Source organism: Ruminococcus sp. OM06-36AC, from assembly GCF_003438725.1.
GTDB classification, from domain to species: Bacteria; Bacillota; Clostridia; order Oscillospirales; family Ruminococcaceae; genus Ruminococcus_C; species Ruminococcus_C callidus.
On record NZ_QSTT01000002.1, the window covers coordinates 347874 to 372302 of the forward strand.

General features: G+C 46.2%; 20 protein-coding genes and 1 pseudogene. 1 reads left to right on the plus strand and 20 read right to left on the minus strand.

The features are described from left to right. Positions 1-92 precede the first annotated feature (92 nt). From tsf to miaB, 20 genes and pseudogenes are all read right to left on the minus strand, one after another. Entirely contained in the window at positions 93-1016 is a 924-nt protein-coding gene (gene tsf / locus DXB92_RS03580) for a translation elongation factor Ts (RefSeq protein ID WP_117732453.1), read from the minus strand. A gap of 115 nt (positions 1017-1131) precedes the next feature. After that, positions 1132-1872, minus strand: coding sequence for a 30S ribosomal protein S2 (rpsB, locus tag DXB92_RS03585; RefSeq protein ID WP_021682218.1), 741 nt, complete (start codon positions 1870-1872; stop codon positions 1132-1134). A gap of 497 nt (positions 1873-2369) precedes the next feature. After that, positions 2370-2927: a putative ABC transporter permease gene (locus DXB92_RS03595; protein ID WP_117732457.1), complete on the minus strand. Its 558-nt coding sequence runs from the start codon at positions 2925-2927 to the stop codon at positions 2370-2372. Positions 2928-3028: 101 nt separating this feature from the next. Continuing rightward, positions 3029-3979: a transketolase family protein gene (locus DXB92_RS03600; RefSeq protein ID WP_181976882.1), complete on the minus strand. Its 951-nt coding sequence runs from the start codon at positions 3977-3979 to the stop codon at positions 3029-3031. Positions 3980-3982: 3 nt separating this feature from the next. Next, on the minus strand, positions 3983-4822 hold the full coding sequence (locus DXB92_RS14075) for a transketolase (protein WP_242986597.1): 840 nt from the start codon (positions 4820-4822) through the stop codon (positions 3983-3985). 45 nt (positions 4823-4867) lie between these two features. After that, positions 4868-5641 (minus strand): annotated as a pseudogene (locus DXB92_RS14080) (HAD-IIB family hydrolase); the annotation flags it as partial. A 13-nt stretch (positions 5642-5654) separates the two neighbouring features. Next, positions 5655-6569, minus strand: coding sequence for an RluA family pseudouridine synthase (locus DXB92_RS03610; RefSeq protein ID WP_021682213.1), 915 nt, complete (start codon positions 6567-6569; stop codon positions 5655-5657). Further along, positions 6562-7044: a signal peptidase II gene (gene lspA, locus DXB92_RS03615; protein WP_242986594.1), complete on the minus strand. Its 483-nt coding sequence runs from the start codon at positions 7042-7044 to the stop codon at positions 6562-6564. The genes DXB92_RS03610 and lspA overlap by 8 nt, the downstream gene beginning before the upstream one ends. A 48-nt stretch (positions 7045-7092) precedes the next feature. Then, positions 7093-9873, minus strand: coding sequence for an isoleucine--tRNA ligase (gene ileS, locus DXB92_RS03620; protein ID WP_117732521.1), 2781 nt, complete (start codon positions 9871-9873; stop codon positions 7093-7095). A 66-nt stretch (positions 9874-9939) separates the two neighbouring features. Then, positions 9940-10590: a DivIVA domain-containing protein gene (locus DXB92_RS03625; RefSeq protein ID WP_117732461.1), complete on the minus strand. Its 651-nt coding sequence runs from the start codon at positions 10588-10590 to the stop codon at positions 9940-9942. 43 nt (positions 10591-10633) lie between these two features. Then, a complete protein-coding gene (locus tag DXB92_RS03630) occupies positions 10634-11389 on the minus strand; it encodes a YlmH/Sll1252 family protein (RefSeq protein WP_117732463.1) in 756 nt (251 codons plus the stop codon). Positions 11390-11413: 24 nt separating this feature from the next. After that, positions 11414-11911, minus strand: a complete 498-nt coding sequence (locus DXB92_RS03635; protein ID WP_117732465.1) for a cell division protein SepF — start codon at positions 11909-11911, stop codon at positions 11414-11416. A 35-nt stretch (positions 11912-11946) separates the two neighbouring features. After that, positions 11947-12645, minus strand: coding sequence for a YggS family pyridoxal phosphate-dependent enzyme (locus DXB92_RS03640; protein ID WP_040647555.1), 699 nt, complete (start codon positions 12643-12645; stop codon positions 11947-11949). Next, positions 12635-13912, minus strand: a complete 1278-nt coding sequence (locus DXB92_RS03645; protein ID WP_021682206.1) for an HlyD family efflux transporter periplasmic adaptor subunit — start codon at positions 13910-13912, stop codon at positions 12635-12637. The genes DXB92_RS03640 and DXB92_RS03645 overlap by 11 nt, the downstream gene beginning before the upstream one ends. A gap of 46 nt (positions 13913-13958) precedes the next feature. Next, complete coding sequence (hfq, locus tag DXB92_RS03650; protein ID WP_040647553.1) at positions 13959-14198, minus strand: RNA chaperone Hfq; 240 nt, start codon at positions 14196-14198, stop codon at positions 13959-13961. 73 nt (positions 14199-14271) lie between these two features. Then, complete coding sequence (gene miaA / locus DXB92_RS03655) at positions 14272-15234, minus strand: tRNA (adenosine(37)-N6)-dimethylallyltransferase MiaA (protein WP_117732467.1); 963 nt, start codon at positions 15232-15234, stop codon at positions 14272-14274. 3 nt (positions 15235-15237) lie between these two features. Next, on the minus strand, positions 15238-17250 hold the full coding sequence (gene mutL / locus DXB92_RS03660) for a DNA mismatch repair endonuclease MutL (protein WP_117732469.1): 2013 nt from the start codon (positions 17248-17250) through the stop codon (positions 15238-15240). Between the two features lie 72 nt (positions 17251-17322). Then, the gene (mutS, locus tag DXB92_RS03665; protein ID WP_117732471.1) at positions 17323-19947 is read right to left on the minus strand and encodes a DNA mismatch repair protein MutS; all 2625 of its coding nucleotides are present in this window, start codon (positions 19945-19947) and stop codon (positions 17323-17325) included. Between the two features lie 48 nt (positions 19948-19995). Then, positions 19996-20412 (minus strand): YlbF family regulator, encoded by a 417-nt coding sequence (locus tag DXB92_RS03670; RefSeq protein ID WP_117732473.1) that lies wholly within the window; start codon positions 20410-20412, stop codon positions 19996-19998. Further along, positions 20409-21821: a tRNA (N6-isopentenyl adenosine(37)-C2)-methylthiotransferase MiaB gene (miaB, locus tag DXB92_RS03675; RefSeq protein WP_242986595.1), complete on the minus strand. Its 1413-nt coding sequence runs from the start codon at positions 21819-21821 to the stop codon at positions 20409-20411. Before miaB ends, DXB92_RS03670 begins: the two co-directional genes overlap by 4 nt. Before the next feature lie 543 nt (positions 21822-22364). On the opposite strand from miaB, the gene DXB92_RS03680 reads away from it, so the two are divergent. Beyond that, a complete protein-coding gene (locus tag DXB92_RS03680; RefSeq protein WP_117732475.1) occupies positions 22365-23270 on the plus strand; it encodes a TIGR01212 family radical SAM protein in 906 nt (301 codons plus the stop codon). The last annotated feature ends 1159 nt before the right edge of the window (positions 23271-24429 follow it).

A 24429-nucleotide genomic window follows, 5' to 3' on the forward strand; every position in this document is an offset into this window, starting at 1 on the left:
AAGTAAAGTGATTTCTGCAAAAAAATAAAAAAAGAGCATGACAATTGCCATGCTCCCTTTTTTCGGCATAATCGCCTTGTGAAAAAATATTCTTACTTGATCATGCTGGCAATTTCTTCTGCAAAGTTGTCAGCCTTCTTTTCGATGCCCTCGCCGCGTTCAAAACGAACGAAATCGGTGATTGCGATTGTAGTGCCTGCAGCCTTTGCAACGCCATCTACATAGCTCTGAACAGTTTCCTTGTTTTCCTTTACGAAGGCCTGTTCCAGCAGGCAGTTTTCACCGTAGTACTTGCCAACCTTACCAGCTGCAATCTTTTCCTTTACCTGTTCCGGCTTATTTGCCATCTTCGGATCTTCTGCCATCTGAGCCAAAATGATCTTCTTTTCTTCGTCCAGAACAGCTGCCGGAACATCTTCACGCTTCAGATACGGCGGATTCATTGCTGCAACCTGCAGTGCACAGTCCTTTGCAGCTGCCAGAATTTCCGGAATTGCACCAGCCGGAGATTCTGCACGAACCATAACGCCAATCTTGCCGCCGCCGTGGATATACGGTACCAGAATACCTTCCATGCGAACGAAGCGGCGAATCTGCAGATTTTCACGAATCTTCAGGAACAGTTCCTGCAGTGCTTCATCAACAGTCATTGTGCCGCCGGAAACAGTAGTTGCCTTCAGAGCTTCTACGTCAGCCGGATTCTTTTCAATAATGGTATCAGCAACCTGATTTACAAATGCCTTGAATTCATCGGTATTTGCAACAAAGTCAGTTTCAGAGTTTACTTCAACAACACAGCCTACAGAATTGTCTGCATTTACCTTTGCAACTACCATACCTTCTGCAGCAACACGACCAGCCTTCTTTGCCTGTGTAGCCAGTCCCTTTTCACGCAGCAGTTCAATTGCCTTTTCTACATCACCGTCAGCTTCTGTCAAAGCCTTCTTGCAGTCCATCATACCAACACCGGTAGACTTCCGCAGTTCGTTGACATCTTTTGCAGTAAAATTAGCCATTGGATCTTCCTCCTAATTCTTATTTCAAACGATTTCCTCAAAAAACCCGAATAGACTGCTCATGTCAAGCATATTCGGGTTTTTGATCTAACAGATATTTCAGTTTCGCTTCTGCTTATTCAGCGTCTTCTTCAGCAGCCTTTGCTTCAGCAGCTTCCGCAGCGGCAGCATCAGCACCCTGACGACCTTCGATAATTGCATCAGCCATAACGCCGGCAATCAGCTTTACAGCACGGATTGCATCGTCGTTACCCGGGATAACATAATCGATTTCGTCCGGATCACAGTTGGTATCAACGATAGCTACGATCGGAATGTTCAGCTTCTTAGCTTCTGCAACTGCAATGCGTTCCTTACGCGGGTCAACGATAAACAGTGCACCCGGCAGCTTCTTCATTTCCTTGATACCGCCCAGGAATTTCTCCAGCTTTTCAATTTCCAGCTGCAGCTTACCAACTTCCTTCTTCGGCAACAGATCAAATGTACCGTCTGTTTCCATTTCGTGAAGCTGTTCCAGACGCTTGATTCTTCTCTGAATGGTAGAGAAGTTTGTCATCATACCGCCCAGCCAACGTGCATTTACATAGTAAGCACCAGCACGGGTAGCTTCTTCCTTAATGGAATCGCCAGCCTGCTTCTTGGTACCAACGAACAGTACAGACTCGCCCTGTGCAGACAGATCGCGGATGAACATGTAAGCTTCATCCAGCTTTCTTACGGTCTTCTGCAAATCGATGATGTAGATGCCGTTACGTTCAGTGAAAATGTACGGAGCCATTTTCGGGTTCCATCTTCTGGTCTGATGACCAAAGTGTACGCCAGCTTCCAAGAGCTGCTTCATAGATACTACGCCCATTGTGTAGTCCTCCTAAATAAAATGGTTTTGCTTCCTCCGCCTGCTTTTTCGGCTGCACAACTCTGCATTTCTGCAAAGCACCCGTGAAAACCAAAGCAGACGTGTGAACTGCCTTATTATTATACCAAAAACCGAGCCAATTGGTCAAGTATTTCTATGTAGAATATTTTTGTTGATTTAAGTCTGCATTTATACAAGTTGTACAATTGCTGGGATTCCCTAACTCCACCAAAATAGCATCTTTTCCAACCAATCGGATTTGCCGAAAATCGATGATGCAATTGTCACGCGGCCCCAGAATTCCGAAAAAGCGTGGTCTGCCATACAAAATCAATGCTGTGACAGTTGCAGAATTCGCGTCCATTTGGAGATCATCGACACGGCCAAGGTTTTCACCATTTACAATATTAATGACATCTTTGCAACGCAGTTCTTCCAGCGTACACACCACAGTGCATCACCTCTGCAACAGGATATGCAAGATTCTGCGAATTCTTTCACAAAAACAATTTGAAAAGGACGGTACAAATCAAATCCAGTCCCATTATAACTGCTGCTGTGATGCTCACTACGTGCAATACCTTTTCCGACATCAGTCCGGTAATTTTGGCAAACAGCGGGCGAAGCAAATACAAAAACAGAACGCCGCCGATGCCAAAACGAACAGACGGGGAAAGAGCAACTCTTGCCTGAAAATTGATTGCATAGTCTGCATAGGTTTGCCATGGCCAGCTTCCAGTTGTCCATTCCAACAGATAGCTGACCGCCAATTCGATCAATGTGGCAACTGCCCCACAACCCAGAAAAATCAGAATCGGTCTTGCCCAACGTACACGCCATGATAGTTGCATTTTTGCAAATTTTCCAAAGCAGAGCAAAAATGCCAGCATGCCGACTCCATATACCGGACAATACGGACCAAACAGTACGCCTCGGTTTTGAAATCCCCAACGATAGACAACAACTTCTAAAAACACTTCATAGCACCAGCCAATAATTGCTGCCATGAGAAAATAGAGGAACAATTTTTCAATTGTCTGCAGTTTACTTTGCATTTCTGTCCTCCCTTCAATCATCATCTGTCTAATAAAAAAGCAGGTGTTTTCACAAAAATAGAAACGCCTGCTTTTGTATCCTATGTGTACTTATGAAAAAACTACTTCTTTTCGGTAACTGCCTTTTTGGCAACTGCGGCAATGTTTTCTGCACACAGACCAAATTCCTTCAGCAGCTCTACAGCCGGACCAGAATGACCGAACTCATCGTTCACGCCAATGCGAACAACCGGAACCGGACAGCATGCAGTAACTGCTTCTGCAACAGCACCGCCCAGACCACCGATAATACTGTGTTCCTCTACAGTTACCAGCAGACCAGTTTCTGAAGCAGCCTTACAGATCAGTTCAGTGTCCAGCGGCTTAATGGTGTGAATATTCAGTACACGAGCGTGGATTCCTTCGGCTTCCAGCAGTTCTGCTGCCTTCATGGATTCCCATACCATCAGACCGGTAGCAACCAAAGTTACATCTGTGCCTTCCCGCAGTGTAATGCCTTTACCAATTTTGAATTTATAAGTTGCAGCATCGTTGAAGATCGGAGTTGCCAGTCTGCCAAATCGCAAGTAAACCGGACCATCATACTGAATGGCAGCTTCTACAGCAGCTTTTGCTTCTACATCGTCTGCCGGATTCAAAATTGTCATACCCGGAATGGTTCGCATCAGTGCAATATCTTCGTTGCACTGATGTGTGGCACCGTCTTCACCAACGGAAATACCAGCATGAGTTGCACCGATTTTTACGTTCAGATGCGGATAACCGATAGAGTTCCGCACGATTTCGAATGCTCTGCCGGCAGCAAACATGGCAAATGTGCTGGCAAACGGGATCTTTCCTGCTGTGGAAAGTCCGGCAGCAACGCCCATCATGTTTGCTTCTGCAATACCGCAGTCGAAGAAACGCTCCGGATAAGCTTTCTTAAAAATGCCTGTTTTTGTGGCAGCAGCCAGATCGGCGTCCAGTACGACCAGTTCCGGATATTTGTCAGCGAGATCACGAAGTGCCTCACCATAGCTTTCTCTTGTTGCTTTTTTTTGCAATTCTGCCATCGTTTAACCCTCCAGTTCCTTCAGCTGGGCTGTCAGTTCAGCCATTGCCTGTTCATACTCTGCCTGATTCGGTGCTTTGCCGTGCCAGCCAACTTGATTTTCCATAAAGGACACGCCCTTGCCCTTGACACTTTTCTGAATGATCGCAACCGGCTTGCCTACGATTGTTTCAGCTTCCTGCATTGCAGCATCAATTGCATCGAAATTGTGTGCGTCCATACGAATGACATGCCAGCCGAACGCTTCAAACTTTTCCGGAATCGGCTCCGGCGAGCAAACTTCGGAAAGCTTGCCGTCGATTTGCAAACCGTTGTTGTCTACAATTGCTACCAGATTGTCCAGATGATATTGGTTTGCGAACATTGCAGCTTCCCAAACCTGCCCTTCTTCGATTTCGCCATCACCCAGAATGGTGTAAACCTTATAGGCAGCATTGTCCATTTTTCCTGCCAGTGCCATGCCGCAGGCTGCGGAAATGCCCTGTCCCAGAGAACCGCTGGACATATCTACGCCCGGAATATGAATACACGGGTGCCCCTGCAAAAGTGCACCGATATGACGCAGAGATTGCAGTTCTTCTTTCGGGAAAAATCCACGCTCTGCCAGTGTAGAATATAAAGCCGGTGCACAGTGTCCTTTGGAAAGCACCAGACGATCACGGTCTGCCATTTCCGGATTCTTCGGGTCAACGTGCATCTTTGCAAAGTACAGATAAGTCAGTGTATCACAAATCGAGAGAGAGCCGCCCGGGTGACCGGACTTTGCGTGATAGGTGCCTTCAATAACACCCATACGAATACGGCAGGCAGTTGCCTGCAATTTTTTCTTGGTCATTTCATCCATGTTATGAACCTCCAATGATTTTGAAAGACGATAAATCAATTCTGCAATCGCGTTTTCTTCACAGGAATGCATCAACTGTATATTGGTAATTTCTTTAATGCAGGGCTGTGCATTAGACGGACAGGCACTGGTGTCTGCTACGCGAAGCATATCCAGATCGTTGTCAAAATCCCCTGCCGCCACAATATGCCAGCTTTCCGCACCGCATATGGTGCGATACCGCCGAAGGGCACTTCCTTTGGTAACGCCTTTCGGCAGCATTTCATAAAAACGTGCTTCAGACTGTACAAAATCTGCACACGTCCAGTTTTGTTCTTGAAAATAGGCAATCAAATCAGGCATTCGTTCGGGTGCAATTGCAAACAGCACTTTCAGCCAACCATGCGGAATTTCCTCCGGCATTGCCAGAATGGGTTCCACCTGACAGATCTCCAGATGCTCCTTTTCATAAGGTGTCATTCTGGAAACATAGGTGCCGTCTGTGCGGAGAATCTCCGCCGAAACGTCCGGAAATGCTTCTAACACTTGTCGGGTGATCGCTGCGGCTTCTGGCGGCAATTCTTCTGTGTAAAGCCACTTTTCTGCTACTGGATCATAAATGGCTGCTCCGTTGAACAATATCACAGGAATATTGGGCTGCAGCTTTTTCAAATATCGTTGAGCCGCCTGCAGCGTTCTTCCAGTTGCAATTGCGAATTTGCCGCCTTTTGCACGGAACTGGGAAATTGCTGCTGCATCTGCCACAGAAATCTCTTTGCTGGCTGGCAGCAATGTACCGTCCAGATCCGTAATAAGCATGGTATTTTCCAAAGACTGCATCAAAATCACCCTTTCAGGATTTCAGTTTTCGAAGTACCTTTTCAAAATATTCCGGCAAAGGACTTTCAAACTCCAGATACTGCCCTGTAGACGGATGAATAAATCCGATTTTGGCAGCATGAAGACACTGCCCTTCGATTCCGGGAAATGCTTTTCCATAGACATCATCACCCAGAATCGGGTGACCCAGATACGCTAAATGTACTCGAATCTGGTGTGTGCGTCCGGTTTCCAATCGCAACCGTAAATGCGTGGCACGGGGATATTCTGCAATCACAGTATAGTGCGTTGTAGCAGGTTTGGAATTTTTTTCTGTGACACACATTTTTTTGCGGTCTACCGGATGTCGTCCGATCGGAGCAGAAATCGTCCCTTCTGCTTCGCGAAAATGTCCCATTGCCACCGCCTGATATTCTCTTGTAAATGAATGGGCAGCAATTTGTGCCGATAACGACTGATGTGCCATATCATTTTTTGCCACCATTAGCAAGCCGCTTGTAAAACGATCGATACGGTGCACGATTCCGGGGCGAATTATACCATTGATGCTGGAAAGCCGATCTCCGCAATGATACAATAGTGCATGTACCAGCGTTCCTGTCGCGTGTCCGGGAGCCGGATGTACAACCATGCCCTTGGGTTTGTTCACCACAAGTAAGTCATCATCTTCATAGACAATATCCAGCGGGATATTCTCCGGCTGCAATTCCAGCGGCTCTGGTTCCGGAAGCTGCACCAAAACTTGATCCCCTGCTTTTTGCCGATAATTTTTCGGAACTTTTTTGCCATTTACTGTCACATCACCGTGTTCCATACGGACTTGCAGGGCGGAACGCGTCATCGCAAGACTCTCCTGTCCGGAAAGCCATTTGTCCAGACGTTCTCCGTCCGCTTCCGCAGGCACACAAAAAGACAAAGTTTCAGGCATTTTTCTGTTCTCCCTCAGCTGTTGCCTTGGCTTTGGAATTGAGTTTTGGTTCCACAAACAAAAAGTAAATTGCAAACAAAACAACACCAATTACCACGCAGCAATCTGCAAAATTAAACACGGCAAAGTGAAACAGCTTCACTTCCAGATAGTCTACCACCAGACCACCGCGAAACAGTCGGTCAATTAAATTGCCCAGACCGCCGCTTAGAATCAAGGTCAAGCTGACTGTCAGCAGCTTGGATTTTTTTCCATGACGTACCAGCCAGTAAGCACAAAACGCCATCAGAATCACCGTTGTTCCCACTAGCAGCCAACGCATGCCGGCAAAACTACTGAAAACAGCTCCGTTATTTTCCAGATAAGTCAAATCTAGAATTTTATGATCGCCAATGTGCAGAAACGGTACACTTCCGACTGGTTTCAAATCCTGAACGACCCAGTACTTGATCAGTTGATCTGCTGCGGTCAGCAAGATAATTCCGATTAAGGCTGCAATCAGCACAAATATATCCTTTCCCGATTACAGCTGATCTACAACAGAAGCACAACGTGCACAGAGTGTCGGGTGTGCAGCATTCTTGCCAACACTGTCCAGATACATCCAGCAGCGTTCGCACTTTTCACCGGCGGCACGTTCTACTGTATAGATGGTTTCTCCGGATTCTGCCTTTACAACAGAAACAACAGATACGATCAGCACCTTTGCCAGAATGTCAGCAGCTTTTGACAATACTGTATACTGAGCATCATCTGCAACAGCGATTGTCACCTTGGCTTCCAGTGATTTACCGATCAGCTTTTCATTTCTCTTTTCTTCCAGAACCTTATTAGCTTCCATACGAGTCTGATAGATCAGATCCCACTTTGCCATAAAGTCTGCATCTTCTGTCAATCCGCTTGCCTTGGGCATTTCGTTCAGGAATACACTCTTGGCATCATCGCTTGCAGCATGCGGCAGATAAGACCAGATTTCTTCTGCGGTAAAGGAGAGAATTGGTGCGATCAGACGAGTCAGTGCACTCAAAATCCGATAAATCGTGGTCTGTGCTGCACGACGAGCCACGGAATTTTCCGGTTCGCAGTACAGACGATCCTTGATGATGTCCAGATAGAAATTGGACAAATCAGTGGTGCAGTAGTTATGGATTGCGTGGAATACGATGTGGAAATCAAATGCTTCATAGCCCTCATGTGCTTTTTGGATTACGTTATCCAGACGCATCAGTGCCCAGCGATCCAGTTCCAGCAACTGATCGTCGGATACGCTGTCGCGATCCGGATGGAATCCGTCACCATTGCCCAAGTTACCCAGAATGTAACGGGCAGTGTTCCGGATCTTCTTATAGGCATCGGACAACTGTCCCAGAATGCCCTCTGAAATACGAATGTCAGAGTGATAATCGGAAGAAGCTACCCACAGACGAAGAATGTCTGCACCGTATTTCTTGACAATTTCTTCCGGCATAATGCCGTTGCCCAAAGATTTCGACATCTTTCTGCCTTCGCCGTCAACGACCCAGCCGTGTGTGCAGACAGCCTTATACGGTGCACTGCCCTTATAAACGACAGAAGTCAGCAGAGAAGACTGGAACCAACCACGGTACTGGTCTGCACCTTCCAGATACAGATCAGCCGGCCACTGCAAGCAGTCATACTGTTCCATGACAGCACTGTGAGAAACACCACTGTCGAACCATACATCCATGATGTCATATTCCTTGGTGAATTCCTTACAGCCGCATTCGCACTGTACTTCCGGAGAAAGAAACTCTGAAAGATCCTTTGTCCACCATGCATCTGCTCCCTCTTTGCGGAACAATTCTGCAATGTCGCGAATAGTGGTATCATTGACAATCGGCTTTTTGCAGTCCTTGCAATAGATGATCGGAATCGGCACGCCCCAAGTACGCTGACGGGAGATACACCAGTCGCTGCGGTCACGAACCATGCCTTTGATGCGTTCTTCTCCCCATGCAGGAATCCACTTGACATTTTCAATTGCTTTGATTGCTTCGTCCTTAAAGCCGTTAACAGAGCAGAACCACTGTTCTGTTGCACGGTAAATGATCGGCTTGTGGCATCTCCAGCAGTGCGGATACTGGTGGACAATTTTTTCTGTTGCCAGCATTGCACCAACTTCTGTCAGCTTCGCAGCAATTGCACGGTTTGCCGCATCGGTGTCCATGCCTTCAAACTCGCCGGCTTCCTTGGTCTGGCGTCCCTTGTCGTCTACGCAGACCAGAATACCAATGTCGTCATAGTTCTTGCAGACTTCAAAGTCTTCTACACCATAGCCCGGTGCAGTATGAACACAGCCAGTACCGCTTTCCAATGTTACATGATCACCGACAATTACCGGAGAAAGACGGTCATACAACGGGTGCTTAGTTTTGATATGTTCCAGTTCTGCACCAGTGAAGCTGCCGACCATTTCGTATTCGGTAATACCAGCTGCTTTCATTGTTGCAGAAACCAGTTCCGCAGCCATGCAGTAGTATTCCTCGCCAACCTTGACCAGTGTGTAGTCATAAGACGGTCCCACACAAATTGCAAGGTTGCCCGGAATGGTCCATGTTGTGGTTGTCCAGATAACAAAGTAAACCTGTTCCTTAGCAATTCCCAGCTTTGTAAACAGACCCTTGTCGTCAGTCACCTGAAATTTCACATAGATAGAATAACAAGGATCGTTTTCGTATTCGATTTCAGCTTCTGCCAGTGCAGTGTTGCAGTCAGGGCACCAGTAAACCGGCTTCAATCCCTTGTACATGTAACCGCGTTTTGCCATTTCACCGAATACTTCGACCTGACGTGCTTCATATTCCGGCTTCAGTGTCAGGTACGGATCACAGTAATGTCCCAGACTGCCCAGACGCTTGAACTGTGCCATCTGATTCTTGACATGCATCATGGCGAAGTCTTTGCAGTGCTTTCGCAGTTCTACCGGCGGAATGGCACCATTTTCTACGCCGATAGACTTCATTGCTTTCAGTTCGATCGGCAGACCATGTGTATCCCAGCCCGGCACATACGGTGCACAGAAGCCACTCATATTTTTATACTTGACAATGAAATCTTTCAGTGTCTTATTCAAAGCAGTACCCAGATGAATTTCACCATTGGCATACGGAGGGCCGTCGTGAAGAATGTACTTCGGCTTCCCTTCATTTTTGGCGATCATCTGTTCATACAGATCCTCGTCTTCCCACTTTTGTAAAGTGTCAGGTTCCCGCTTCGGCAGGTTTCCACGCATCGGAAAATCTGTTTTAGGCAAATTTAAGGTCTTATTGTAATCCTGTGACATAGCTTGATCCGGCTTTTTCTCCTTTTCAGCGTATTGCTGTGGCAAAAGCCGCTCCTTTCCCTGAAATTAGTCTTTATCCTGCAAGTCGCCGAATCTGGAGTCATATGCTCCCTGAATTGCTTTTGCAGAAAACGGTTCCGCATCAAACGGATCGCTTGCAGCTGGTGCAGCGGCTGCTGCCGGCTTCGGCTGTGCCGGTTCTGTCGCATTTTCTTCTGTCATACCAAAGGTAGTGTCATCTTCTTCCGGCATAGCAGAGAGCATGTTCAGATGCTCCTTGTACATATCAAAGAGAGCTTTTTTGAAATCAGCGACCTGCTTTTTTGCAGCTGCCAGTTTCTTGTGCTCCTCCTCGATCTCTGCCTCATTCTTTTCAATGAGGGCATCGTGCTGTACAGTTACCTCGTCCATCATTGCATCTGCTTTTTCTTTTGCCTGTGCAATGATCTCTTCTGCCTTGGCGTTGGCTTCGGAAATGATGCGGTGACCCTCCTTTTGTGCACCGAGGAGTGCGTCCTTCAATGCATCTTCATCACGCATGTATTCCCGTACCTTGTCTGCCAGAACCTGAATTTTGTTGTTGCTGTCATCCAGTTCTCGCTGGGCGATTGCAGCTTCTTCTTCCAGCTTATTCAGGAATTCATCAATGTCTTCCTGTTTATAGCCGAAAGCAGCTTTTTCAAACCGTAATTCATGGATTTCGCTTGCACTAATCATTATGGTATCTCCTCTCATAAGAGCCTATGCAGCCTATCCTACATTAGCCCTGATATTTTTGAATTGTGATATGGTATCTTCCTTTTCGGCTGATGCCATCGACCGCGGCAATACGAAATTTTCCGTAGCCACGAATTGAAAACACATCACCCACCTGCATTGCAGCAGAAGGCGTATCGATCGTTGCATGACGATAGGTCAGCCGGCCTTGCCGAATCAACTGCACTGCCTTTTCTCGACTTAGACGCGTTGCCAGTGCGGCAACTGCATCTGCCCGCAGAGATGCAATTGTGCCTTGTATCAGCAGGAAATCTATTTGCACCGACAGGCAGACCGGATCATCTCCCGTCACGCTGACACCAACTCGTCCAATCTGATGAACTTCCTGTAAAAGCACAGGAGCCACATGGGCACAGACGAACATTTGTGCCATCTTCGTATCGATCAAAATGTCGCCGATCGTATCTCGTTCCAGATTGCATGCCATACATGCTCCGAGAAAATCCCGATGCGTTGGCGGCTTAGGAACACGATAAGAAAACGTCAGACACTGGATCGGGAACTGTTCCGGTGTAACCGGAATGAAATCCGGAGCAAAACAAAGTATTACACGAGTGGTGTTTTCTGTTCCGCCCCAAGCTGTACAGACTGCTCCTGCCGTATTTGCAATCGCTTCTGCCATTGCGGTATCTTCTGCCGGTAAAAAATCCGTAAAGTACGGACGGTTGTCCCGCACGCATCGGTTTGCCAGATCGTTCCAATGTGCTTTTAGTTGCTGTACCGCATCTGTCATTTTCATGTTTCGGCTTGCCATTTTTGTTTGTTAACCTACCAGACCGTTGCTCTGCAGTTCGCCAACGAGGCTGTCGCCGTCAAAACCGACATTCTGCGGAATAATCAGGAAAGTCTGGTTGGCTACCGGCTTGATCCGACCATGGGTTGCATATGCTGCACCAACTACAAAGTCAATGATCCGACGCTTTTCATCATCGTCAATCTTTTCCAGATTCAGAACAACAGTCTTATTCTGCATCAAATAATCTGCAACCTTCTTGGAGTCTGAAGTATAGGAAGTTGCCTGTACCAGCACTACCTGAAACTGTGCAGTTGCCTTGATCGTTGCATAGCGTTCATTGCCGCCCTTTCGTTCTTCGTAAGAAGACGCACCTCTGCTGTAACTAGAATTGCTGTAACCAGAGGGCTGTGCAGCGTGGCTCTGCGGCGGAGCCTGTTCTGGTTCCGGCGGAGTCATGCTCGGGGTTTCCGGCTCATTATCATCAGCCGGCATAAAGAAGTCTTTCAGATTGTCTATAAAATTCATGATACTCTCCATTCTCCGCATCAGCGGATTTCATTTTATTTCTGATAATTTCTTGCACCGAACAAGGCTGTCCCGATCCGGACAAGTGTCGAACCATAGCGAATTGCGGTGGCAAAATCCCCCGACATTCCCATCGACAAAATCTCCATATCTATATTATCCATTTTTTTGGAGGAAATGTCAAGATAAAGTTGTTGCATTTTGTAAAGAAATTTCTCATCACCCTCTACTGGCGGGATTGTCATCAGCCCGCGTACATGTACGTGGGACAGTTGTCCTGCCTGCCACAACAATTCTTCTAATTGATCCGGTGCAATGCCGCTTTTGGATTCCTCCCCGCCGACATTAACTTCAATCAAGATGTCCTGCACTTTATTGACACGTGCTGCATGCCGGTCAATTTCAGATGCCAGCTTGATGCTGTCTACCGAATGAATCAGTTCCATGTCCTCAATGATATACTTTACCTTATTGGTTTGTAAATGTCCAATAAAATGAACTTTTGCATCTTTTGCATAAAAATCTTTTTTAGAAAGATATTCCTGCACGCGGTTTTCACCCAAGGTGTGGATACCACAGCTGATCGCATGATTTACCGCTTCCGGGGCAACCGTTTTGGTGACCGCCATCAATGTAATTTCGTCTGTCGGCTTACGGTACTTTGCCTTTGCTTCCTCCATCGCATCGACGATTCGTTTGTAGTTTTCGTCGATATAAGCAAAATTAGTTTCCATTTGCATCAATCCCTTCTACAATTATGGAATCATAAAGCATTAAATAACCATCGCCTGCATTCAGTTTAGAAAGCACATAGTCTTTGCCTTCGTAAACTACATCCAGACGTCGGAATTCCACTTTTTCACCGTCCTGCACATAAACGCCCCGGCTGTTCACGGTCTGTGTTTTTTCTTCGCCGGTTTCTTCATCGGTGACGGTTTCTTCTACGTCTTTGAAACGGATCGCACTCCGCGGCACCTTGATGCCCTCATATTCTCCAAGAATCATTTCGACATTTTCAGTTCGATTCTGTACAAAGTCCGATGTCAGCATATCGCTGTATAAAACCACCATGACCTTGCCGTCTTCTCCGGTATTTCGGAGTTCCTGAATGGTGGCATCTGCTGTTGCGGAAGATGTCATCAGACGAATCTTGACAGAATCACCGACCTGATATTTCTGATCCTGATTATCAATAATTCCAAGCATGTACCAGCCGTACTGTGCAATGGATTTTCCCACTGTGTTTTGATCTTGATTCGTTTGGAGATTATTTTCGCTACTTTTTTTAGTAATATCCTGAATCTGTTCCGGCGTGATATTTGCCAGATTTTCCGCAGTCAGTACAGACTCCAACCCATCCACATGGCTAACAAAATAGGCAGAACTATCTGATGTAATAGTGTCTATGGGTGTTGCTTCCTCGCTTTGCAAAGTCTGTATCTGTGCAGTCAAATCAGAAATTTGCTGTGCAAAAGAAACGGTTCCCTTGCTGACAACGATCTGATATGTGCTGCAGGATTCCATAAACTGTTGTTCTGCGGCTGCCATGCCGGAGAGATTTCCAGCGTTTCGATTCTGAATCATCTCTTCGTAGTACTGAGAAATCTGGCGGGATAAATCCGCAGGCTGTGCCTGTTCCAGCGTTCCGGGATTGGAGATACGTTCCAAAACATTCAGCTTTTCCTGTAATGCCTCTGCCTGTTGTTTTTTTTCAATGGTGCTCTCGTCCGGATAAATTTCGGCAATCACATCATTGACTGCAATTTTTCCTCCGTCCGGTACTTGATAACTGATTGCACCAGTGTCGCTGTAAGTCAGTACTGTTTCGTCCCGTACATAGACGCCCTCGAAGAATTTGGATTCATCTGCTTTGGCACGCATGGCTGTTTCTGTTTCATAGCTAGTGTCCACAAGGTGAAAGATGATCGTGCCAAATGTAGCAATGACAGAAGCCGACAGAAGCACTAACAGCACATTATTCATTTTATTGCTGGAATTCATATGCAGATCACCTCACAAAACCAACGGATTTCCAGATGCTTTTGCATCATTCTACAGAATCACTTTCTAAAATGGAAACAGGACGTATGGGAATGATGGTGGAAATGGCGTGTTTGTATACCAAGTTTTGTTTTCCGTCACATTCCAGAATGACAATATAGCTGTCAAACCCTTTCACAATGCCCTTAAATTGAAAACCGTTTGTCAGAAAAATTGTAACGCCGATGTGATCCTTTCGGGCTTGATTCAGGAATACGTCCTGAAGGTTCATGTTTTTGTTGTTCATTGTTAGACTCCTTTTCTTTGAGCGAAAAATACCGAATGCGTTTTGCATTCATTTTCTCTTTGTATATAAATGCTCAATTTATATTATAGCACATTTCTCCGGACTTGGCTATAATTTTTTGACACTTTTCCATAATTTCTGGTTTCTTGTCAGATTTGTCTAAAATAATCCACTGAATTCGATCATTTTTGCGGAACCATGTCAACTGCCTTTTGGCATATCTGCGAGTTTCCTGTTTGATTTTGTCGATACACGCCTGCAATGGCATCTTTTTTTCAAAATATGGGATCAGTTCCTTATAGCCAATTGCGTGATAAGCAGTCCGAAGTGCTTCGTTTTGATACACATGATAAGCTTCTTCGATCATGCCTTGTTCTATCATTTGATCCACCCGTGTATTGATTCGTTCGTAAAGCACCGACCGTTCATAAGTCAGGCCGATGATCAGGGATTGATAAGGACTTGGGATCTGGTGACTTTCGGCTTTGCACGCAGTGAATGTTTTTCCTGTCAGCGTACAAACCTCCAGTGCACGTATCACACGCACCAGATTATTAGGGTGGATTTCTGCTGCGGCTTCCGGATCCAATGCTTTTAGCTGGTCATGCAGTGCAATGTTGCCGTGCTCTTTGGCGTATTTCAGAAATTTTTGCCGCAGTGCAGCGTCCTGCGTAGTTGGAGCCAGCTGCACGTTGGAAAGCAATGATGAAACGTAAAGGCCAGTTCCGCCGACAAGGACGGGCAGGTGCTTTCGGTGATAGATTTCTGCAATTGTCGGTTTTGCTAACGCCAGATAGTCTGCAACGCTGAATGCGGCATTCACAGGGACACAGCCGATCAGATGATGGGGCACACCCTCTTGCTCTTCCGGTGTGGGCTTTGCCGTTGCAATATCCAGTCCCTGATAGATCTGCATGGAATCTGCGGAAACAACTTCTCCATGATACGCTTTTGCCAGCATCACGCCAAGTGAAGTTTTTCCGGACGCTGTGGGACCAACCACTGCAAGTACTGGTATTTTTTCTGAATCTGTCATGACCTATACCCTCCGCCGGAATTGTTTTTCCAGATCGTATTTTCGAATCACAAACATTACCGGTCTGCCGTGCGGACAGTGCCGGACATTTTCATCGTCCCATACTTGCTGTGCCAGCTTCTGCAATTCTTGTATGGTGGAATGATCGCCGGAACGAATGGCAGATTTGCAGGCAATGGTGTGCAGAGTATCGTTGAAAGTGTGTACCTGCGGATCGCGTTTTCCTAGTACTAGGTTATGTGCGATCTCTGTGACGACCTCATCAATATTCAGTGGCAGTACGAAAGACGGCACGGCAGTTGCCCGCAATTGCGGCGGACTGCTGCAATCAAAGGCAAATCCCATTTCTGCTAACTTTGGAAGATTTTCCTGTACCGCTGAAAACTCTTCCATGGAAAGCAAAGTTTCGCTGGGGCGAAGCAACATCTGGCTGGTCAGCTTTGATGCTCCGGAGCGAAGCTGTTCAAAGAGCACTCGCTCATGTGCGGCATGTTTATCAAAAATCAGCAGTTTGTCTTCTTCTGCAGCTTCTGCAATGATATAATTCTCAAAAATTTCTCCCAGCACGTGAATCTGTACATGCTCTTGAGCCTTGGGTTCTGGCACTGCTGGGAGTGTTTCTTTTGCTGCTGATACAGGATTTTCTGCAAAGGAACGACTGTTGAGAAACTCATACTTTCCTTCAGACAACTCTGGAATGGAAACCGGCTCCACAGGTCGAGATCTTTCGGTTTGTTCTGTATATGCTGTTTCTTCCGGTTCTTCATCATGAAATTTTGTTTCCGGAAGAACGATTGGCGGAACTGCAATGGTTGCTGAAGCGGTGCTGACCAGTGGGGCAACAGTTTCCCTTGTCGTTTCTTTCGGTGCCGGTTCTGCTGCTGGCTTTTCTGTCGGCGGAAGGAGCACTTCTGGTTCTGGCTCTGAGATCTGCGGCAATGCTGGTTGCACAAATTCCTGTTGAGGTTCTGGCTGTGCAGTCCAATCCCGCTGTGGAACATGATCCATTTGAAACTCATAAATCAAGCCGTTTTTCATCAGGGCATTTTTCACTGCGAAGAATAAACTGTCCATGACTGCTTTTTCATTGGAAAAACGAACTTCTGCTTTTGCAGGGTGAATGTTTACATCTACCTGTTCCGGCGGAACTTGCAGCATCAACACGCAGGTGGGAAACTTTCCGACCATGATCAAATTCTGATAGGCGTTTTCCAAAGCTACGCTGCACTGTCTGGATCGAACATATCTGCCGTTGATAAAGAAATTCTGAAACGTTCGGTTGGAACGGGAGTACAAAGGCTTTCCCACAAAACCAGTCACCTGATTCATGCCGTCCTCATAAGAAACCGGTATCAAGTCATGAGCGAACTCTTTTCCCAGAATGGCATAAATTGCAGTGTACAAGTCACCGCTGCCGTCGGTACGGAATTCCGTTCGGTTATCCCGTATCATGCGAAATGCGATTTCTGGGTGTGACAATGCGATTTTCTGAACGATCTGGCTGACTGCGTTTGCTTCGGTCACATCTCGTTTCATGAATTTTTTCCGAACCGGAACATTGTAAAACAGGTCGCGGATCAAAAGTGTTGTCCCGTCCGGACAACCGGTCTGTTCCAATTCTCCTGCTGTACTGCCGGAAATGCTGTAACTGGTGCCGAAATCATCCTCTTTTCGCTTCGTCAATACTGTGACTTTTGCCACTGCTGCAATGGAAGCCAGAGCCTCACCGCGAAAGCCTAATGTGAAAATGTGATCCAGATCGGTTTTTTCTGCAATTTTACTGGTGGCGTGACGGAGAAAAGCAGTAGGTACTTCCTCCGGTGCCATGCCGCAGCCGTCATCTACGATTCGCATGTAAGTGGTACCGCCATGCTGAATTTCCACTGTGATGTGTTTTGCTCCGGCATCGATTGCATTTTCCACCACTTCTTTGATAACAGAAGACGGACGCTCAATGACTTCTCCGGCGGCAATCAATTCAGAAATTTCTTTCCGCAAAACTGTAATATGCGGCATGACAAACACCTTCTTTCTAAGCGGTATTTTACCGCGGACATGTGAACACTTTTATTAAAGCGTGTTTACACACTAGGACAGCATCGATGTGAGATCAGCCAGTAGTTCCCTGCATTCTGCATCGCTTAATTCTGCCAGATGTGTTTTTTGCAAGGTGGCAATTGCCCGTTCCTGCTGCATTGCTGCAAAACTGATCTGTCCAGTCTGTGCGGTTTGCTTCGGGGCGGATATTGCTGTCTGTGCTTCCATTTCTGCCAGCAGTTCCTTGGCACGTTTGACGACCTGATCCGGCAGCCCTGCGAGTTTTGCAACAGCAATGCCGTAGCTGTCATCAACGCCGCCGGGAACGATTTTTCGCAGAAACCGAATGGTATCGCCGTGCTTCTTGACAGCAACGCTGTAATTTTTTACCCCGTCGATTTCTTGTTCCAAATCCAGTAGTTCATGGTAATGGGTGGCAAACAAAGTTTTACAGCCGATTTTCCGGCTGCTGATGTACTCTGCTACAGCACGTGCGATGCTGACACCGTCCAACGTGGAAGTGCCTCTGCCTACTTCATCCAGAATTACCAGACTGTTCTTGGTGGCATAATTCAAAATGTCTGAAACCTCTTTCATTTCCACCATAAAGGTACTCTGTCCGGCTGTCAGATCATCTGATGCTCCGATACGTGTGAAGATCTTATCCACGACAGAAATTTTGGCATACTCTGCCGGCACGAAAGAACCGATTTGAGCCATTAGCGTAATCAACGCCACCTGACGCATGTATGTAGATTTACCTGCCATATTTGGTCCGGTGATCATCAGCATACGCTGTGCTTTGGTATCCAGATAGGTGTCATTCGGCACAAACATTTCCTCTGTCAGCATGCGTTCCACAACAGGGTGTCTGCCGCCGGTAATCTGAATGCTGCCGTCTACTGCGATTTCCGGTTTTGTGTAGTCGTTCTCAATTGCCACATTGGCAAATGAAGCCAGCACGTCAACTTGTGCAACTGCCGCTGCTGTTTCCTGAACTTTTTTCAGCATGGCAGCCAGGCAATCCCGCACTTCGGAGAAAATGCCTTCTTCCAGACGCAGTACGCGGTCTTTGGCTCCGAGAATTTCATTCTCTACATTTTTCAGTTCTTCTGTGATGAAACGTTCGCTGTTTGCCAGTGTTTGCTTTCGGATATAGTCCGAGGGAATCAAATCATAATAAGAACGAGTAACTTCCAGATAATAGCCAAAGACACGGTTATAGCCAATTTTCAAACCCTTGATGCCTGTACGTTCTTTTTCCCGCTGAAGAATTTCATCGATAATCTGTGTGCCGCCGTTCATAATGTGGCGTTGCCGATCCAGTTCTTCATGGAAGCCGTCCCGAATCACGCCGCCGTCTTTCAAAGTGATTGGCGGATCATCTACGATTGCATTTTCTACTAATGTACACACTCGTTCCAGCGGCGAAATTTGTTGCTCCAGCGTTGCCAGCAAGCGGGAATCCCCTGCCAGCTGTCGTAGCTGTGCTTTCAGTTCCGGCAGCTGCTGGGCAGTCATGGAGAGTGACTTCAAATCCCGAGGAGTGGCTTTCTGGTAAATGACTCTTGTCATCAGACGTTCCAGATCATAGACGTTGTCCAGCAGATCTCGGACTTCCATTAGCACAAGGCTTTTCTTGACAAATGCATCTACTGCGTCCAGTCTTGCCATGATCTTGACGGGCTGAACCAGCGGCTGTTCCAACCATGTTTTCAACAGCCGTTTGCCCATAGCGGTTCTGGCATCGTCCAACAGCCATAACAGCGAACCTTTTCGCTCCTTGTTGCGAATGGTTTCTGTCAGCTCCAGATTGCGGCGGGCGTTCAAGTCCAGCCCCATTGTTGAAGCACTGTCTGCAACTTCAATGGAAACAAAACGTGCGATGTTTCGCTTCTGAGTTTCCCGAATATAATCCAGCATACCACAGACAGCACTGACATCAGCACCGCCTTCTGTCATGCCCAACAAATCCAAGGAAGGAACACCGAATTGCTGGCATACCAATTCCCGATTTTGTACCGGATTGAAGCAGATGTCATCTCGCAGAGAAACTGCACACTGCAGCCGAACTTTGATAAAATCCATAACGGACTTCAAAGAGAGTGCCTGACTGTTCATTACCAGTTCTGCCGGCATGTAGCGGGACAGCACGTCCATAATGCGGACAGAGAGGTCAAATGCTTCCTGTGGTACTGTCAGGGACATTTCTCCGGTGGAAAGGTCTGCGAAGCAAAGTGCACAGGAACCGTCATTTCCGTAATACAGGGTACAGATATAGTTATTGGAATCATCTTCCAGCATGCTGCTCTCGATCAACGTACCCGGCGTAACAATACGAATGACATCACGTTCTACCAAGCCTTTGCTCAATGCCGGATCTGTCATCTGCTCGCAAATTGCGATCTTGTATCCCTTATCCACCAGACGTTTCAAATAGAGTTCTACACTGTGATACGGTACGCCGCACATGGGAGCCCGTTCTTCCAGACCGCACTCTTTTCCGGTCAGTGTCAGTTCCAACTCTCTGGAAACCAGAATAGCATCTTCGAAAAACATTTCATAAAAGTCGCCCAATCGGAAAAACACGATACAGTCACTGTATTTTTCTTTGGTCGCTGCATACTGCTGCATCATAGGAGAAAGTTTTTCTCTGGGGACATCTGCTAAGTTCATGGGATTCACCTCCGATAATCATTTCAGAACTTGTTTCGCGACAGGTGTTCAGTGACAGCCGCCGCAGGAAGAACAGTTGCCAGTGCAATTGGTCAGATCCGGGTGACACCGATCCGGATCTTCTCCGTTTGCACACAGGGACAAAATGGTATCCACTTCCTGCATCATCATATTCATTGCCTGCTTGGCAGTATCAAAAGCCTGCATGTTCGGGTTTTCCATGATCTGCAAATAAAGTGCCTGTATCTCCTGTTCCAGTTTTTCCAATTTTTCCGGATTCCGGTTTTCCTCCAGCTTTTCAGTTTCATGCTGATAGGACATTTTTTTCAGATTAAATGCCTGTATATTTTCCTGCAGTTCTGTATCTGCATCATTATCGGTTTTGGCTTTCCAATACGCCTGATAACGCGGGTCTGCCTGAATTGCTTTGCCCAATTGCCTTACCGCAGCTTCTACTTCTGTCATGCCTGTTCCTCCTCTACCAGTTCGCCAAGTACTGCCCAGTTTCTGGCCTCTGTAATTCTGACATTCTGAAATGTGCCGATCAGGGAGGGGTCACCGGAAAATTCCACAATAATGAACGCACTGTCCTTTCCGACCAGTCTGCCTTTCCGCTTGCTTTCCCCGTCTACCAGTACTCGCAGTGTTCTGCCAATGAAGCGTTTGTTGTGTTCAGAAGCGATGTCCCGCTGCAAGGCAAGCAAACGCTCCATACGATTTTTCTTTTCAGCATCTGTGGTGTGATCTTCCATTTCCGCAGCCTTGGTGCCGCGGCGTTTGGAATAAATAAATGTATAGATGTTATCATACTGCACACTTCGGATCAAATCCAGTGTGCCTTGAAAGTCTGCTTCGGATTCATCCGGAAATCCAACGATCAAATCGGTTGTCAAGGAAAAATCCGGATCTCTTTGCCGAAGATAGTTGACACTCTCCATATATTTTTCTACGGTGTAGCGGCGATTCATGCGGCGGAGCACATCATCGCTGCCGCTTTGTACCGGCAAATGCAAATGGTGCCCGATCTTCGGACATTCCAGAATTGTGTCCAGCAGTTCCGGCGTAGCATCTTTCGGGTGTGACGACATAAACCGAACTACAAATTCTCCCGGAATTGCATTGACTTTTCGAAGTAGCTGTGCAAAGGTCAGCGGCTGCTCCAAATCTTTTCCGTAGGAGTTTACATTCTGTCCCAACAGCATGATTTCTTTATAGCCGTCTGCTACCAGTTGTTTGACTTCATTCAAAATCTGTTCCGGATCACGGCTGCGTTCCCGTCCGCGAACATACGGTACAATACAGTATGTGCAAAAATTATTGCAGCCGAACATAATGGGGACAGAAGCTTTGAACGGGTGCTCCCGTGACGGTACGATTCCCTCATACATGGCATCGTATTCGCCGGTATCACAGGCAAACTTTTTCCCCTGAAAATGTTCCAGAAGCAACTGTGGAAAACGGCTGAGAGAAGCAGTGCCAAAAACAATATCTACAAAGGGGTAATGTGTCCGGACAAATTCTGCTGTATGTTCTTCCGATGCCATACAGCCGCAAAGCACCAGAATCAGATTCGGGTTTGCCTTTTTGTACTTTTTTACATTGCCGAGAATGCCGTATACCCGATCTTCCGCACTCTCCCGCACGGCACAAGTATTGAACAGAATCAGATCTGCATCTTCATAGGAATCGGTCATTGTATAGCCCAGTTCGATCAGCATGCCGCGAATTCGTTCGCCGTCTGAAACATTCAGCTGACAGCCAAAACTATGCACATGTGCACGCACAACGTCCCGATCTTGAAATAGATAGGGTTGTAACTGATGCCGCATGACTTCTGTCACTGCTGTCATTGTCTGATTGTCCCGACATTCCATAATTCTCTATCTCCGTTTCTGTATTCCATTGAAAAAGGTCATTACACTTTATTATAGCATAACTCACTTTTCTTTGCAAGAATTTTTTTCGAATTTTCTGCAAAAAGCAAGGCTTTTTCTGAATTTGCCCTTCGGAATTCCATTCCGAAATTTCAGGAAAATCGCAGAAGGGGATTTTCAGATAATTTCCAGCCACTTTTCACAAGGCAATCACAAACCACTGGTATACTGTTACCATCGTCATTTGAAGCAATTGTTTCACATGTACATAAGTGCGGTGCAAGAGTTCCGCTGATATTCTTACCGTTTCTTGCAAGAAGCGGACCAACCATACTCGTACAGGAATCTATCACTCCTTTCCACCGTTTCAAACGGGTAACCTCTTTTTCATCATCTTCATTTTCAAAGTTTGGTTTTGCAGCAGATGCACGCATACACCTGCAAAACAAATTTTCGTTCCTGTACGTTCCTATAAATTGAACTGAAACTGGCAGGTCTCCTCTCCTTTTCCCTGCCGGTTTCTTCTGTTTGGAGGTATATTTTATGGCAGAACGCTACTTTTCTGCATCGGCGTATTATCAGCAGACATTTGGCAGACCAGTACAGAAAGCAGTATTGGACATTGGCTGCACTTGCCCTAATATTGACGGAACTATCGGAACCGGCGGCTGTATCTTTTGTGACGGCGGCAGCGGGCATTTTACCCATAGCGGCACCGTTACACAGCAACTTGCACAAGAACGACAGCGAATCCAGCAGCATATTCCTGAAGCAGGCATCATTGCTTATTTTCAGGCACACACCAATACATATGGGGATCTGCATTACTTGGAAAGCTGTTATTTAGAGGCATTGCAGCAGTCTGATGTAGTCGGAATTGCAATTGGTACCCGTCCGGACTGTCTATCTAAGGAGATCCTTTCTGTTTTGGAAAATATTTCTGCCAAAACGCATCTGACTGTTGAATTGGGATTGCAGACTATTCACGAAAAAACGGCACGTTTTTTTCACAGAGGGTATTCTTTTGCGGTTTTTCAAAAGGCGTTTGCCGCACTGCGGGAGAGAAAGATTCGAATCTGTGTGCATTTAATCAACGGGCTGCCGTTAGAAATAGATGCAGATATGTTGGAAACAGCCCGTGGGATTGGCAGATTACACCCTGATGCTGTTAAAATCCATTTGCTGCATATTCTTCGGGATACACCTTTGGAGCAACTGTGGAAAGCTGGAAAATTACAGCCGCTTTCCATGCAGGAATACGTGCAGATTACTGCGGCACAGTTAAGCCTGCTGCCGCCGGAAACTGTAGTGGAACGGCTGACCGGTGACGGTGCTTCTGACAGATTGATGGCTCCGCTGTGGAGCAGGGATAAACTTGCAGTGCGAAACGCGATTGCTCGTCATCTGAAGCAGACAGATAACTGGCAGGGAAAATACTATCAAACATAGAAAGCCGGACGAATGTGCATCTTCGTCCGGCTTTTTGCGGGTACAAAAAATCCGGAACGGTAGACCTCCATTCCGGACATTTTTATTCGGTTCATTTTATGAAAGAACTTTCATTCTTTCGCATCAGTTTCGATTGGACTCACTCCTCACGTTGTTTCGTACCATACAAATCGTCTTTTTAAAAGCCACACATTAAACACGTCCTTTCCGATAGAACACGTTTCCTATGATCTTTGCAAGTACAATATCAAGCCATGGGACTCACCTTTTCTGTTTTATTTCAAAGAAAAGCTTTTCTTTCCATGGGAATCACCTTTTTCATTCGAAGTGACTGATAAATCAAAACATTTTACTTCATGGGAATCACCTGAGATTGTTACTTGGGAGATCAGCATACTATGTAAAGGCAACTATGTGCCGGAGATTTCATGCCGTCATCGCACGAAATTAAATATATGCTGCCAATTCAAATAACAGATTTTTCATGCAGACAGTTGCGAATGTCATGCATCAGGTGCAGCCAGCTTACAGATTTTTTTATCATTTCTTACGTGCCCACAGCCAATCGAAGTTGACTTCTCGCTACGTTCTTAATCCTGCATCACCGGCGATTCACCCGACATTGACAGCATATCCAACTGTGATTCTTCACTTGCCATCGGATCTCGCCCTCCCTTTTGATGTAAAATCGTTTCCGCAAAAGGAATGAACCTTAAACCTTGGGAAACTTATCGCTCGGGAACCATTCAACTTAGATCTTTTCGCCAGCTCCTTGTCGCTGTTCCCTTTCGTTGTTTATATCATACCACACTTCAAGTGCAATGTCAATATATTTTTCCAGAAATTCTATTTGATTTTGTGTGTTTTGAATAATGAAAAAGAAATCAGGGCATTTGCTTTTTATTCTTTTGCATGATATAATATTTCAAAATAAACTGTCACCTTGTATAACTTTTTAAAGGATAACTTATTTGCATAAACGCATACTGTTTCTATGCTGCTTTGATTTAAAAATTATATTTAAAATGAAACACACGGATACGTGGATAGAAATGAGCGTATTTCCTTAGATATACGCAAATTAAAAAGGCGGAGCAAGTTTTCCCTTTGAACTGACCCCAAAAAGTTAGACAAAGATTCAAAAGAAAATCTATGCAAA